Genomic DNA, 13162 nt, shown 5'->3' with positions numbered 1-13162 from the left:
ACCATTTACAGAGCTAATGCGAAGTATAACCGAGCTTCCCAAAATTAACTCACTATTTGCAGAGCTAATACCTGGTAAAAATGAGCTTACAAAATTTTCAGTACAAATGCGTAGTCTAATTGAGATTTCAAAAATAAACTTACCAGGTTTAGAAGCAATAAAAAATATCACTCCGTATTCAAAGTTATATAATTTAGACTACCGTAAATCACATTTTTGATCTGCAATTGGTTGATCGTATCTTATAATTTAGTGCAGTAACTTGTTATAATGCTGCACTTTACCTCTCTTTTTCTCTTTGCCAAAACTGCTTTAAAATTTCCCCTGGTTTACGATCCCATGTGTCGATATGCTCGTATATCAAATTATCTTGGTTGAGTTTATATGTTGAATAGCCATTAAAAAGTAAACCAGCTTTCCAGGGAACGCGCAACACTCCCCGCACTGTCCACTTAGCTAAAATCGTCTCTTCATCTGACTGATAAACCTCATGCACATCAAAGTAAATTTGGGTAAAAAATAGCCGAGCGTGAAATCGCAAAGTCCAAAATATAATGCGATAGTTAAATTTGTATTTGAATGTATTCACCGGGTCTTTAAAATAGATATCCTCTGTATATATGTCATAGGAGATATCTTTTTGAAAAAGTGTTGGTAAATCCTGTTTTAGAGTCTTAATTACCCGTTCCACTGGCAATTTAAATTCCATGAGCCTTTTCCCTTAAAAAATCTTTTTTAACAACCTTTCCACTTCTAGCCAAATAGAAGATGTCCTCTTGTTACTCACACGACCCGCACTCAAATATGACAGAGTGGGAAATGATGCAGACTTAGCATAAGGCCCATTTCGCAAAACTTTAGCAAGGGTATTATTATTTTCGCGCAAACCTTCGTAAAAAAAGAATACTTCTCCTTGAATACCAAGTTGGCGATTGTATTCAATTGCCTGCACTAGATATTCTGGACTAATACAATAACTGCCAAGCTTCATTAATATTCCCGGCGCTAACTTCGGCAACGTCGCATCTGTGAACTGCTGGTTTACCAGTTTATCAGTGATCGCCTGATAACTCCTAAAGTCACGGCGATAAATCTGCGGCTGAATCATATCAACTATTCCCCGCTTCAGCCAAGTGGGTGAGTCTTGCAGATATTCCTGGAATGCCCAATCATAAATGTTAGGTGCGATCGCTACTAATAAATTAGGATTAACTGCTTTCACCTCCCGGTACAGACGCGCTAAAAATTCAGTGAGAATATCTGCACGCCACTGTAACCATTGCCTATCCTTGGGGTTCTGTGGCGGATTGTGAGCAAATTGCTGATGATAACGTGATACAGTTACCTCGTCATAGCCACCTTCAGAGGGGAATGCTGGGAAGCGATCGTCACCTTGAACACCATCCACATCATAATTCTTTACAACTTCCAGTACCAAGTTCAAGAAGAATTCCTGCACCTGTGGTTCGAGTGCATTCAACCATTCAAAGCCGTTTTTCTTCAGTAAGTTACCATTACAATCACGCGCAGCCCATTGCGGTTTTTTCTGTAAAAGTACACCACCATTCAAATTGTAGGAACTGGCAAAGCCGTATTCAAACCAAGGGATGACTTTCAACCCAACTCGCCGCGCCTCAATCACAACTTCTTCTAAAGGGTTACGGCCTAAAGACATAGGGTCAATTTCGACTCCAAATGTCTTCTGCATTGTTTGACTAGGATATAAAGTTACTGCCTTATTCCAAACAACGGGAAACACCACATTAAATCCCGTCTCAGCAAGCAAATCCATCGCCTCAGCAATGCGTTGCTTTGACCTGAGAACCTTACTATCAGTAGTAGTCAGCCACACACCACGGATTTCTATTATTGCCATTTCTATAAATTGAAATTCTCGGCACTGCACCATCTAAACATTGACTAGCCGACGATACCGCGCCTGGATTATTGTGTAAATCCCATAGGCAACCAAACCTAGTGCCACAATACCCAAAAGCCATGCTCCGTTAGGCTGTTGCGCTAGCGTCTGTAATACTTCATCCAAACCTTCTGCAGTAGCGGCGTTCGATTGCCTTGCAGCTTCAATTAAAAACCAACCGATAATACAAAATACTATACCCCGTGCCGCTAAACCAAATCTGGAAATCCTCATTACCCATTGGGCTTCTGTGTTGCTTAACTCAGTTAAATTGAGTTCTTTACAAAATTTGCCACTAAAAGCTTGATAAAACTGATAGAAACCTAGAGCAATTACAAACGCCCCCACAGTTCCAACTAACCATTCACCAAAGGGTTGAGAAAGCAAACGTGCTGTCGAATCTTCAGTATAATCACTACTATTTTTACCTCTGCCTGTACCCATAATGAGTTGTACAGCACTTAAGGCTAAACTTGCATAAATCAAGCCATTAACTGCATAACCAATTCGCACTGCCAAACCTTTGGCATCATTACCTTTATTTTCTGGGTCTTTAATTGCCTGTACAAAACGCCAGATTACGTATCCAATCAAGCCAATTGCAACTAAAGCCAGCAAAAATTTACCAAATGGCTGGTTGACGATTGTTTACAGAGCGCCTTGGGTGTCAGTTGTTTTACCACCCCTACCAAAAGCCGACTGTGCTGCCAGTACTCCAACTATACCGTAAACTACTCCCTTGGAAACATAGCCAAATCGTCCCAGTCGCTCAACCCACAATGAAGCATGGTTTGTCAACTGTCGTGTCATGGTAGTTGGAAATAATTATTATATCTACCTTTTACCAAAATTTACCCACAATTCACATCTACCCCAGGGCAAATTGTCTAATATTTTTGCAAAAAATCACTATCGTAATACTGTCTTTCAATAGATGTGAGGCTGCTCAAAATAATAATACAGTTGTTCAGTACAGTATTGTTATTTAGTGTTTTTTAATGCTGAATGTTGATTAATTATGTCTCTAATAGAAAGTTCTTGGAAACACGAATATATAACTACCAATGGGGTAAAACTACACTACGTTACCCAAGGTGAAGGCCCTTTAATGTTGATGTTGCATGGGTTTCCTGAGTTTTGGTACTCTTGGCGGCATCAAATACCAGAATTTGCCCAAGATTTTAAAGTTGTCGCCCTTGACTTGCGTGGCTACAACGATAGTGATAAACCAAATGAGCAATCAGCTTATGTAATGAATGAGTTTATCAAAGATGTTGAGGGAGTAATTAAAGGATTAGGATATCAAAAATGTGTATTAGTTGGACATGATTGGGGAGGTGCGATCGCTTGGAATTTTGCATATACTCACCCCGAAATGTTAGAACAATTAATTATTCTTAACCTGCCTCATCCTGCAAGATTTGCCCAAGGGTTACGCACTCCCCAACAGTTGCTACGTAGCAACTACATATTCCTCTTTCAACTACCGTGGATACCAGAATTACTTTTACAATCTTCCGACTACCAAGCAATTGAAACAGCTTTTACAGGTACAGCAGTTAATAAAAGTGCTTTCACCAAAGCGGATATTGACGCTTATAAAAATGCTGCTGCAAAACGCGGTGCCCTTACAGCAATGTTGAACTACTACCGCAATATTTTTCAACAGAGAATGCTAAATCCAAGTTGGGGCGTTCTGCAAGTGCCAACATTAATGATTTGGGGAGAAAATGACACTGCACTTGGCAAGGAACTAACCTACGACACCGCAGCCTATGTCAGAGACTTTCAAATCAAGTACATACCCAATTGTGGCCATTGGGTGCAGCAAGAAGAACCTGAATTGGTCAATCAGTATATGCGAGAATTTCTGAGGACTAAAACTAACAGTATTTACTAAGAAGTATAAATACTTATCAAAATAGCCAAATTATGGCGAGTAGTGCAAGCTTTTCAAAAGATTTAACAGTGATTTAACATTGGCAGTTTTTTAGGGATTCTCAAGTAAAAATCGCCAAAAATCAGAATTAACGGCATTTGTTAGATTACCGTTATCTCTGTTTCATATCACAACTAAGTTGTCAAGAGATGGATTGACCTCAGGAAGTTTAATGAGATAATAGAATTGTGAGGGATAGAACGGACGCAACTTGATTATTTAAGGGGGAAAATTATGAAACTCCAGCTATTAGCGGCCATGGCCTTAGCAACTCCCCTATTTTTCACTAGCTTGGTTAGAGCCGAGAATCCGCAGGACTTACAAAAGCTGCTTTCAACTGGGGAATGTAACGGGTGTAATCTAGCGGGAGCTAACCTCAGTGGCGCTCATTTAATTGGTGCTGACTTGAGAGGCTCGAAGCTCCAAGGAGCAAACCTTGTAGGGGCTAATCTCGAAGGTGCTGACTTAACTGGTGCAAACTTGGCAGGTGCTAACCTAACATCAGCTTATGTAAGCAATGTGAATTTGAAGCAAACCAATCTCAACGGGGTAAATTTTACTCGCGCTACGATTCACGATTCTAATGTGTATAAAGCATCAATGAATGATCTCAACCTCACTGATGCCGAAATATTTAACACTGGAATCGGGATTGGTGGGGAAGATGCCGAGATTCCCGATTGGAAATAGGCTGAACTGAGTAGGCAGATTCAAATAAACACAGCATCAGAGAAACTGGTTTTTTGCCAGCATTATCTTTAAAATCTGCCTGTACATTAGACATCTCTGAAAAAGAATGTAGAGACGTAGCAATGCTACGTCTCTATAAGGGTTCTAGATAAGGCATATTTAATTTCACCAGATGTCTACTATACAAAAATAAAAAATGAAACCCCTCTGCGTTGTAATGACTTTACTACGACCAAAGTAGAGAGGGTTTCTTATTGGGGCTGAATCGAATATCTATGCAAGAAAGGGCAATTTAGGCTGAAAAGTTTTGCTATGTCTAGCTTTCAGGCTTTTTATTAGTTTTCATGAAATTTTCAAGAAGTTGCACTGATCCCTACACACAAATCGAGGATGTTTCGTTAAGCTGTTAGCGCTATGATTGAGCTTTAGTGAACGTCTTATGCATTGGTTGTTATCTGGGCCGTTGAGTATAGAGAAATTGACGGTTAACATTACAGGGTTGCCTGCATCGTTACAAGGTCAGAAGCTGGTGCAGTTGTCAGATTTTCACTACGATGGTTTGCGGCTGTCGGAAAATATGTTAGAAAAAGCGATCGCAGTTACTAACCAAGCTAAACCAGATTTAATTTTATTAACTGGTGACTACGTAACTGACGATCCGACGCCGATTCACCAACTGATACTTCGACTCAAACATCTGCAAAGTCGCAGTGGTATCTATGCTATTCTTGGCAATCACGATATACATTATAAACACGCAAAAACAGAAGTTACAGATGCCCTTACTAGCATTGGAATCCACGTCCTTTGGAATGAAATTGCCTATCCACTAGGAAAAGAATTACCCCTTGTTGGGCTAGCTGATTATTGGTCACGGGAATTTAATCCTGTACCAGTTATGAATCAACTAAATCCCGACACACCCCGCATCGTTTTATCCCACAACCCAGATACTGCACAGATACTGCAAGCATGGCGAATTGACTTACAATTATCTGGTCATACTCACGGTGGTCAAATCGTGATTCCTGGAATTGGCCCTGCGATGCTTATTTACGAAAAGCTTACAGAAAAAATACCCAAAAAAGTGCAGCATCGATTTCCATTTTTGTCAGAAAATGTTTCTGTAGTCAGCCATTGGGAATGGGCACAGGGTTTCCATCGGGTGGGAAAAAATCAGCTATATGTCAATCGTGGTTTGGGAACTTACCTCCCAGGACGCTTATTTTGCCGCCCAGAAGTTACTATAATCACCCTACAGGGTGAGTAAGTAATCCAAATTTCAAAATTTAAGAACGGAATCACAGCAGGTATTCTGGCTAATGAGTACCTGCTGTGATTTAAGCAAGTGCTGCTTAGTTTAGTCTCAGAATTTAAATCAATTAGTTAATTTGATCTGGAGTATGTGACATAAATTATTGCAGTTTCTCAAGTTACATTTTGATTTTTGGTAAGCTGTAAACGCTGGTATGAGGAGTATCGGTTGCCTTATGCATTGGTTGTTTACGGGACATTTAAGAGTAGATAAAATCACGGTTAAGATTGCGGAACTTCCAGCATCTTTACAAGGTACAACGCTAGTGCAGTTGTCAGATTTTCACTACGATGGTTTGCGGTTGTCGGAAGATATGTTAGAAAAAGCGATCGCACTTACTAACGAAGCTGAACCAGATTTAATTCTATTAACTGGTGACTACGTAACTGACGATCCGACGCCAATTCACCAATTGGCGCTTCGACTCAAACATCTGCAAAGTCGCTGTGGTATCTATGCCGTACTTGGTAATCACGATATCTATTACAGCCACTCAAAAGCAGAAGTTACACAGGCGTTAACTAGCATTGGGGTGCATGTGCTTTGGAATGAAATTGCTTATCCACTAGGAAAACAATTACCATTGGTAGGATTAGCTGATTATTGGTCACGGGAATTTTACCCCGCACCAGTCATGAATCAACTAGACTCGGTTACACCTCGTATCGTTTTATCTCATAACCCAGATACAGCCAAGATATTGCAACAATGGCGGGTAGATTTGCAACTATCTGGTCATACCCACGGTGGTCACATCGTAATTCCAGGCATTGGCCCTGTAGTATTTTATTATAAAAAGCTACTCAAACAAATTCCCAAAAAATTACGGCGTTGGGTAACATTTTTCTTGGGAGACTGTTCTAAAGTCGTGCGATATTGGGAGTGGGCGCAAGGGTTTCACAAGGTAGAAGAAAATCAACTATATGTCAATCGCGGTTTAGGAACTTATAAACCAGGACGTTTATTTTGTCCGCCAGAAGTGACTGTAATTACGTTAGTTAGTCATTAGCCATTGGTCATTGGTCATTGGTCATTGGTCTAAATAAATGACAAAGGACAGCCCTTACTGGTCAGTGTGCAATTTAAATGCATAACACTCAAAGCAGAAACCGCCTGAAGCTACAGTGGATAAATATCAGCATCTTGGGGCGGTTTCTTGAAGATTGGAGAATTCAGAAGTAACTAACTCAAACTAAGGTGGACAGCATTGGCGATCACTCTACTCAGAATTGCACATCCTTACATTCTAACTAGGCAGGCATTTTCTGGCTGTGCGTTTTAAAACCTCCAAAACAACTCATTGAACTTAAAGCGAGAACACATTCAATGGATGCCACAACCAAGCATAGCGATCGCAATAATATTAGAGCAGGAGGCACAGGCTCTAACTTGAAAGTTTTTGTTTAACTTTTAACCTGTTTGTACCTTGCTCTTAATCTAGCATTCTGTTTGTTCAGCTACAAGACACATTTACTAAACTTGAATACCATTAATTTCTCGCAACAATTCTGAAATATTGCTTAAAATTTGTCCCACTTGTTAGATGTTGGCGTGAATGCCAGCATTATCAAGTGGGCTAAAAGTTTAGAAGCTGTTATTGGTCAGAACCGCCTGTAGTAGTATCACCTGCGGTAGAAGAACCGCTATTAGATGTACTCTTTGACTGGTCTACTCCTTTTGGTGGAGTGATGTTAGAGGTGTCACTTTTCGTACTTGGAGCGACAGTACTAGTAGGAGTATCGCCCTTGTTCTGCGAAGTCGGAGTATTACTAGTTGGACTCGTCGCCGGACTTTGTGTAGCTTTAGGGGTTGGCTGGATTGCAGAAGGTGCTTTTTCTGCCGCAGGCTGCTGGGGTGGAATAGTAATGTTAATATCCGGTTGGCGAGGTGCAGATGGAGGTGTAACCTGCTGTTGTGGAACAGGAACAGCAACAGGAACAGGTACTTCCCTAGTTCTTTCGATTATCGTCGTTTTTGTTTGAGGAGAAGCACTAGGAGTTGGACTACTCTTACTCGGTACAGGAACTACAACCGGTACAGTATTGTTAACGGCTGCGTTATTCTGCTGGTTGAAGTACCAGACCCCACCTATAACTAAACCAAGCAGGGAAGTAACAATAATACCCAACAGCAAACCACCACTAGCATTGTTATTGTCACGCTCGGCTAAATCAGCTTGCTGATTGCTACGTTCAGTATTTCGACCTTGTATGTAACCGTTAGTGTAAGAGTTGGGATTAGCTGCACTGTTCTTGACTGTTTCAGTGGTTCGCGTCAAGTCAGTGTGAGTATTACCATTAACATCAGTGTAAGATTCTTGCTTAACTTCACTGTTTTTCCTTTCGTGTTCATTGGGAATAGACATAGCTGTTGATTTAACTCCTCAGATACGATATTGACAAACTAAAGCTTTGTAAGAACAAGAGGTTTTAATGAACTGAAAATATATGTTGCTGATAAATATTGAGTTTTATTTGCTACTCAACTGTTGGTAATTCTCAGGATAACCTCTGTGATTAGCAAGTGGCTCTATCTCTAGGGAGTTAATACTCAATCAAAAGAAAGAGTACCTCCAAAGATAGATGTTATTAAACTGTCAGGTGATGCAGTGATAAAAAATCTAGTAATTTACTGAAATTATCTAAATTTTTAATTTGTCATTAGACATCGCAGCGCCAAATTTTGATTGTCATATCTCGACTACCACTAGCTAGGGTTTTGCCATCGGGACTGAAAGCGACAGAGTTAACCCAATCCGAATGGTTATCCAAAGTGTAAAGATTTTGTCCAGTGCTAACATCCCACAGCTTCACAGTATGATCTGCACTACCACTAACAATATGCTGACCATCGGGACTAAAAGCGATCGCACAAACATAGCTGCGATGTCCGGCAAGTGTGTTAATTAGCTTACCTGTACTACTGTCCCATAGCTTGATAGTTTGGTCATAACTGCCACTAGCTAAAATTTGCCCATCAAGGCTGATAGCAACACACATCACCCAACCTGAATGCCCGTTGAGAGTTTGCAGCAGTTTGTTATTCTTCAAATTCCACAGCTTAATGGTATTATCCGCACCGCCACTTACAAAAATCTGTTGTTTTGGGCAAATAGCAAGGGAGTAAACCAAGCCAGAATGACCTTTGAGGACTTGCAGTAATTGCCCCATCTCTATATGGGAAACCTTGATGGTAGTATCTGTACCGCCACTCAGGATGGTTTGACCATCTGGACTAATGATTACAGAAAAAACTGGGGTTGAATGTACTTTGAGGGTCTTGAGTAATTTACCTGTAGACACATGCCAAATCATTATGCTGCTATCATCACTGCCACTAACCAGAGTTTGGCTATCTGGACTAAAGGCAAGGCATCTTACCCACTTTGTATGACTAGTGAGAGTATGTAGTAATTTACCTGTGTCGAGATGCCAAATCTTGATAGTATTATCACTACTTCCACTAGCCAGAGTTTGCCCATCTGGACTGATTGCAGTTGTAAAAACCCAGTTCAGATGACTCAGGGTGTGTACACATTTCCACGGTGAAGGTTGAGGTTGAGACTGTGATTCAGGTGATGGTGGCGGCGTTGGTGGCTTTGGCGGTGGCGATGTAGGTTTGGGTGGTGGCGGTGGTGATGTAGGTTTGGGTGCTGCTTTTTTCTGTTTCAGTTCCAGTTCTCTGGCATTTTTCAAATCTGACTTGGCTCTATTTTCATATCCTAGTTTTGAGCAAGCAAGCCCTCGGTATTTGTAAGCTTCAAAGTAATTAGGGTTGAGACGAATTGCTTGGGTAAAGTCTTCAATTGCTTCAGTATATTTTCCTTTTTGAGCTTTCTCCATGCCCAGTTTGTAGAAACTTTCAGCATTAGATGGAGTGAAATCAATTTTGGTAGAAGTGGAAGCAGCAGATTGATTTGTCTCATTTGGCTGATAAGACTTTAACTTTGCATAAGCTTGATTAATTTCTTTGATTTTTTCTTCTGCTTGTAGCTTTTGCTGCGGTTCCAGAAAACAATCTGGATGCCAAGTCTTAGCCATCTGGCGGTAAGCTTGCTTGACCTCATCAACAGATGCACCTGCTTTCAACCCAAGAATATCGTAAACATGATTTATATCGAAGCGATCGCTCATACTAGAAAATCAGCAGCAAATCTTACTATACTTAGTATTCTCTAATATAAGTATTATCTAACTCAAGATATGGTGTCACCGTTTGAAGCCGCTTAAACTATATTCGCTTTTTATCTCCAACGCCGATTTAGCCGCAATATCTTTTTAATCCCCTGACAAAATCTTTCTACCAGAGGTCTAGGTTTGGATACATATCTAGGCGATCGCGATGTACGTGCAGCACCCGGATTTCTTAACTCTTCTTCTATTTGTGCAGCTTTATTTAAATCTGAAGCGGCTCTATATTCGTATCCTAGTTGAGAGCAAACTAGCCCACGATATTTATATGCGTCAACATAGTGAGGATTGAGACGAATTGCATGGGTAAAATCTGCGAGCGCATCCTCATAGCTTCCTTGTGTAGCATTCTCTACCCCTAAACTATAGAAAGTTTCTGCATCCCAACGATTGACGGATATTTTTGTAGGATTTGTAGGCGAAGATGAAGATGGATTTTCAGGAGTGGGAGGCTCAGATGGACTTTCAGATTTGAGCTTGTTGTAAGCTGCGTTGATTGATTTGATTTTTTCCTCAGCTTCCTGTTTTTGCTTTTCCTCAAGAAAGCGATCAGGATGCCAAATTTTCACCAGTTGACGGTAAGCTCGCTTTACTTGTGCTTGTGATGCACCCGGTTCCAACCCAAGAATTTCATAAGCATGATTGATATCGAGGTCATCGCGCATACTGAAAAAATCGGCAACTATATAGATATATGTTAACTATTCCCCTAAATCTCCTCCAATCAACTCAAACGCCCCATTCTGGTTATCACTGGGATGGTAGTAGTCGCCGCTTCTTTGAAGGCTGGTATTACCGCGTCACTCTACCGGAAATTGGGCAAACATTCGCCTTTATGTACTCCATCGAAGACCCCATCGGCGGTAAACCCCACAGTGGCGGTGCAGCCCAAATCCTCGGCCCGGATGATGAGTATTTATGCCGTACTTTTCCTGATGTGAATAAATTTTGGGGTAGTCGAGATGTCCTGGGTTTAGGTCATTGGGGTAAAACAGATTTGCAAATTTCTCCTCTATACCTGCTACCAGCAGAGTTTGAGCATCATGTTCAAGAGGGATATCAAGCTACAGCCACCTTGAATCAGGGAATAATTCGCGATGGCAAAGCCAACGCCAAGGGCGAACGCGCCACCAATAATTATTGCCGTTGGCAGTATGAAATTCAACCAGTATACGGTTGGGGTAATCAAAATAGCATTCAGCAATCAACCGCAGGCTGGCTGTCATTCTTGCAGATTTTTGAACCTGGATGGCAAATTTTGATGGCTCACGGTTTAGCCAGTGGGAAGATTGACTGGAATGGCAAAATCTACGAATTCACCAACGCCCCAGCCTACGGCGAGAAAAATTGGGGTGGTGCTTTTCCTCAAAAATGGTTTTGGCTAAATTGTAATTGTTTTGAAGGCGAACCTGACTTAGCATTAACTGCTGGCGGTGGACGGCGGGGTGTGCTGTGGTGGATGGAATCTGTAGCAATGATTGGGTTGCACTATCAAGGCAAGTTTTATGAATTCGTTCCCTGGAATTCCCAAGTAGACTGGGAAATTCAGCCTTGGGGTAGATGGCAGATGAAAGCTACCAACTCTAATTATGAAATTGAATTGACAGGAACCACAGATTTAGCTGGTACACCTCTGCGTGCGCCCACAGAGGATGGTTTAAGATATTGTTGTCGAGACACCATGCAAGGAAAATTAAATTTAGAGTTACGAGAAGTAAATGGGAGAAAATCTAAAATAATCTTGAAAGCAGAAAGTTTTCTATGTGGTTTAGAAGTAGGCGGCAGCTCTTGGGATGATTGTTGGCAGTCTCGGTAAAAGTACTGCTATAATTATATATGCTTCATAATTGGGGTTGTAGCTCAGTTGGATAGAGCGGACGCCTCCTAAGCGTCAGGTCGTGCGTTCAAGTCGCACCAGTCCCGTAAGCAAAGAAATCCCTAAGACCTTGACTAATAGCAGGTCATAGGGATTTTTTTTAGATGATATTATCTACCAGCACTGTCCCTCCCTCACAAAAATCGATGCTGAGATGATAATCTTCCAGGAGTGCTGTGCCAATTAGGGGACGACGACCCATCGCTAAAACTGGGATCACGCGTTCTGTGGCATTCCATAAGATAGTGGCTTGATGAACATTGGTTATGATACGAGAATTGTCCGCAAGATTCGCTTTGATTGGCGCAACGTAAGGCAAATCCACCTCTGTGACTACCGGAGATGGCAAGGTTAAAAACCCTTCAAATCCTGTATCGACAACACATTCAATTTCTACTTTTGCACGCCCCAAACGACAAATAGTGATACTTATAAGCTAATCGTCATTCATTTTTCCAGACTGATTCGCTTGTAGTAAGCGGCTCCAGCCCTGGTTTTATGCAACTTAAATGCTCATTATGACCTGCCTGAAGCCTAACAACTGTTCCATGTATCACTGTGCTGTCCTAACCAATGTACCACCGACCGCATAAACAGCATCATAGCCAATTCGCTCAGTCCAAATGATTGCGTTTGGCTGTTTGGCTTGCAGCCGATGACAAGCCACAATTAAATCGTCATCTATTTCGTAATCACCTGTAGTGATATTGATTGCAATGATTTTGCCGATATTTTCTGCTGTTTCGACTTGGGTACGGATACTCTGCTGGTAAAGTTTTTCGCCACGTTGAGCAATTTCTTCGCGGCTGAGGTTGGGATAAGGCATAGAAGCAACCTTTTCTGTATCCGATTTCTGATTCCATCTTAGAACAAAATCGAAAGCCCAAAGCAGCCTCTATTTGGGAATATAGGTAAACTCCATCGCAAAGAGGCTAAGGTTCTAGAGCGTTTATTTGTCTTTGTGTATGGGGATTTAGAAAGCGATCGCTCCTCCAATTCTAAGAGCGATCGCGCATTAAACCAGTGGCAAGCAATAAATCGTGTTGATATTAACATACGTGCGATTATAAAAATTTTAAACAATTTCATAGTTAATTCCGTAATATTACTTAAGCTATTGAGTTTTTTTCAGATTATAAATAAATAGCGAAAATACTCAAATCGAGCTACACATTAACTAAATAAAACTTAATTTTATTGGAAGTTTATAGAAAGTAAAAAAAGAGCAGACAAG

General features: G+C 41.0%; 14 protein-coding genes, 1 tRNA gene and 1 pseudogene. 7 read left to right on the top strand and 9 right to left on the bottom strand.

Features of this window, described 5'->3' with window-relative positions; all coding sequences use genetic code 11:
- Positions 1–220 (top strand): hypothetical protein (locus ACFFAP_RS10320; protein ID WP_375511127.1); only part of this gene is annotated, 220 nt, incomplete at its 5' end.
- A 60-nt stretch (positions 221–280) separates the two neighbouring features.
- Here the strand turns inward: ACFFAP_RS10320 and ACFFAP_RS10315 are convergent.
- The 3 genes and pseudogenes from ACFFAP_RS10315 to ACFFAP_RS10305 form a co-directional block, all read right to left on the bottom strand.
- Positions 281–709, bottom strand: a complete 429-nt coding sequence (locus tag ACFFAP_RS10315; protein ID WP_375511126.1) for a DUF2358 domain-containing protein — start codon at positions 707–709, stop codon at positions 281–283.
- A 12-nt stretch (positions 710–721) separates the two neighbouring features.
- Positions 722–1876, bottom strand: coding sequence for a glycoside hydrolase family 10 protein (locus tag ACFFAP_RS10310; protein WP_375511125.1), 1155 nt, complete (start codon positions 1874–1876; stop codon positions 722–724).
- A 33-nt stretch (positions 1877–1909) separates the two neighbouring features.
- A pseudogene (locus ACFFAP_RS10305) lies at positions 1910–2728 on the bottom strand (DUF1206 domain-containing protein).
- A 208-nt stretch (positions 2729–2936) separates the two neighbouring features.
- On the opposite strand from ACFFAP_RS10305, the gene ACFFAP_RS10300 reads away from it, so the two are divergent.
- The 4 genes from ACFFAP_RS10300 to ACFFAP_RS10285 all read left to right on the top strand — a co-directional run bounded on the left by ACFFAP_RS10300 (position 2937) and on the right by ACFFAP_RS10285 (position 6871).
- Complete coding sequence (locus ACFFAP_RS10300; protein ID WP_375511124.1) at positions 2937–3818, top strand: alpha/beta fold hydrolase; 882 nt, start codon at positions 2937–2939, stop codon at positions 3816–3818.
- Positions 3819–4091: 273 nt separating this feature from the next.
- Positions 4092–4547, top strand: a complete 456-nt coding sequence (locus ACFFAP_RS10295; RefSeq protein WP_375511123.1) for a pentapeptide repeat-containing protein — start codon at positions 4092–4094, stop codon at positions 4545–4547.
- Between the two features lie 439 nt (positions 4548–4986).
- Complete coding sequence (locus tag ACFFAP_RS10290) at positions 4987–5817, top strand: metallophosphoesterase (protein ID WP_375511122.1); 831 nt, start codon at positions 4987–4989, stop codon at positions 5815–5817.
- A gap of 220 nt (positions 5818–6037) precedes the next feature.
- Complete coding sequence (locus ACFFAP_RS10285) at positions 6038–6871, top strand: metallophosphoesterase (RefSeq protein ID WP_375511121.1); 834 nt, start codon at positions 6038–6040, stop codon at positions 6869–6871.
- Between the two features lie 585 nt (positions 6872–7456).
- Here ACFFAP_RS10285 and ACFFAP_RS10280 read toward each other — a convergent pair.
- From ACFFAP_RS10280 to ACFFAP_RS10270, 3 genes are all read right to left on the bottom strand, one after another.
- Positions 7457–8227 carry a hypothetical protein gene (locus ACFFAP_RS10280; protein WP_375511120.1) on the bottom strand — a complete coding sequence of 257 codons (771 nt, stop codon included), beginning with the start codon at positions 8225–8227 and terminating at the stop codon, positions 7457–7459.
- 295 nt (positions 8228–8522) lie between these two features.
- Positions 8523–9995: a DnaJ domain-containing protein gene (locus ACFFAP_RS10275; RefSeq protein ID WP_375511119.1), complete on the bottom strand. Its 1473-nt coding sequence runs from the start codon at positions 9993–9995 to the stop codon at positions 8523–8525.
- 110 nt (positions 9996–10105) lie between these two features.
- The gene (locus tag ACFFAP_RS10270; RefSeq protein ID WP_375511118.1) at positions 10106–10717 is read right to left on the bottom strand and encodes a DnaJ domain-containing protein; all 612 of its coding nucleotides are present in this window, start codon (positions 10715–10717) and stop codon (positions 10106–10108) included.
- Positions 10718–10746: 29 nt separating this feature from the next.
- Here ACFFAP_RS10270 and ACFFAP_RS10265 point away from each other — a divergent pair, with 29 nt between their 5' ends.
- Positions 10747–11868, top strand: a complete 1122-nt coding sequence (locus tag ACFFAP_RS10265; RefSeq protein ID WP_375511117.1) for a tocopherol cyclase family protein — start codon at positions 10747–10749, stop codon at positions 11866–11868.
- Positions 11869–11901: 33 nt separating this feature from the next.
- Positions 11902–11975 (top strand) — tRNA-Arg (locus tag ACFFAP_RS10260).
- Between the two features lie 53 nt (positions 11976–12028).
- Here the strand turns inward: ACFFAP_RS10260 and ACFFAP_RS10255 are convergent.
- The 3 genes from ACFFAP_RS10255 to ACFFAP_RS10245 all read right to left on the bottom strand — a co-directional run bounded on the left by ACFFAP_RS10255 (position 12029) and on the right by ACFFAP_RS10245 (position 13017).
- Positions 12029–12340 carry a clan AA aspartic protease gene (locus ACFFAP_RS10255; RefSeq protein WP_375511116.1) on the bottom strand — a complete coding sequence of 104 codons (312 nt, stop codon included), beginning with the start codon at positions 12338–12340 and terminating at the stop codon, positions 12029–12031.
- A 141-nt stretch (positions 12341–12481) separates the two neighbouring features.
- On the bottom strand, positions 12482–12754 hold the full coding sequence (locus tag ACFFAP_RS10250; RefSeq protein WP_375511115.1) for a hypothetical protein: 273 nt from the start codon (positions 12752–12754) through the stop codon (positions 12482–12484).
- Positions 12755–12792: 38 nt separating this feature from the next.
- Positions 12793–13017, bottom strand: a complete 225-nt coding sequence (locus tag ACFFAP_RS10245; protein ID WP_375511114.1) for a hypothetical protein — start codon at positions 13015–13017, stop codon at positions 12793–12795.
- Between the last annotated feature and the right edge of the window lie 145 nt (positions 13018–13162).

It is taken from the genome of uncultured Nostoc sp. (genome assembly GCF_964245575.1).
In the GTDB taxonomy this organism is placed as follows: Bacteria; Cyanobacteriota; Cyanobacteriia; order Cyanobacteriales; family Nostocaceae; genus Nostoc.
Note: the sequence above shows the minus strand (reverse complement) of the source record. Positions and strands in the feature narration are given on the sequence as shown.

Bases quoted from the DNA above. Each gene is read 5' to 3' on its own strand.
- ACFFAP_RS10265 (WP_375511117.1), top strand. From the start codon at position 10,747: ATGTTAACTATTCCCCTAAATCTCCTCCAATCAACTCAAACGCCCCAT.
- ACFFAP_RS10280 (WP_375511120.1), bottom strand. From the start codon at position 8,227: ATGTCTATTCCCAATGAACACGAAAGGAAAAACAGTGAAGTTAAGCAA.
- ACFFAP_RS10300 (WP_375511124.1), top strand. From the start codon at position 2,937: ATGTCTCTAATAGAAAGTTCTTGGAAACACGAATATATAACTACCAAT.
- ACFFAP_RS10290 (WP_375511122.1), top strand. From the start codon at position 4,987: ATGCATTGGTTGTTATCTGGGCCGTTGAGTATAGAGAAATTGACGGTT.
- ACFFAP_RS10275 (WP_375511119.1), bottom strand. From the start codon at position 9,995: ATGAGCGATCGCTTCGATATAAATCATGTTTACGATATTCTTGGGTTG.
- ACFFAP_RS10315 (WP_375511126.1), bottom strand. From the start codon at position 709: ATGGAATTTAAATTGCCAGTGGAACGGGTAATTAAGACTCTAAAACAG.
- ACFFAP_RS10285 (WP_375511121.1), top strand. From the start codon at position 6,038: ATGCATTGGTTGTTTACGGGACATTTAAGAGTAGATAAAATCACGGTT.
- ACFFAP_RS10245 (WP_375511114.1), bottom strand. From the start codon at position 13,017: ATGAAATTGTTTAAAATTTTTATAATCGCACGTATGTTAATATCAACA.
- ACFFAP_RS10270 (WP_375511118.1), bottom strand. From the start codon at position 10,717: ATGCGCGATGACCTCGATATCAATCATGCTTATGAAATTCTTGGGTTG.
- ACFFAP_RS10310 (WP_375511125.1), bottom strand. From the start codon at position 1,876: ATGGCAATAATAGAAATCCGTGGTGTGTGGCTGACTACTACTGATAGT.
- ACFFAP_RS10250 (WP_375511115.1), bottom strand. From the start codon at position 12,754: ATGCCTTATCCCAACCTCAGCCGCGAAGAAATTGCTCAACGTGGCGAA.
- ACFFAP_RS10295 (WP_375511123.1), top strand. From the start codon at position 4,092: ATGAAACTCCAGCTATTAGCGGCCATGGCCTTAGCAACTCCCCTATTT.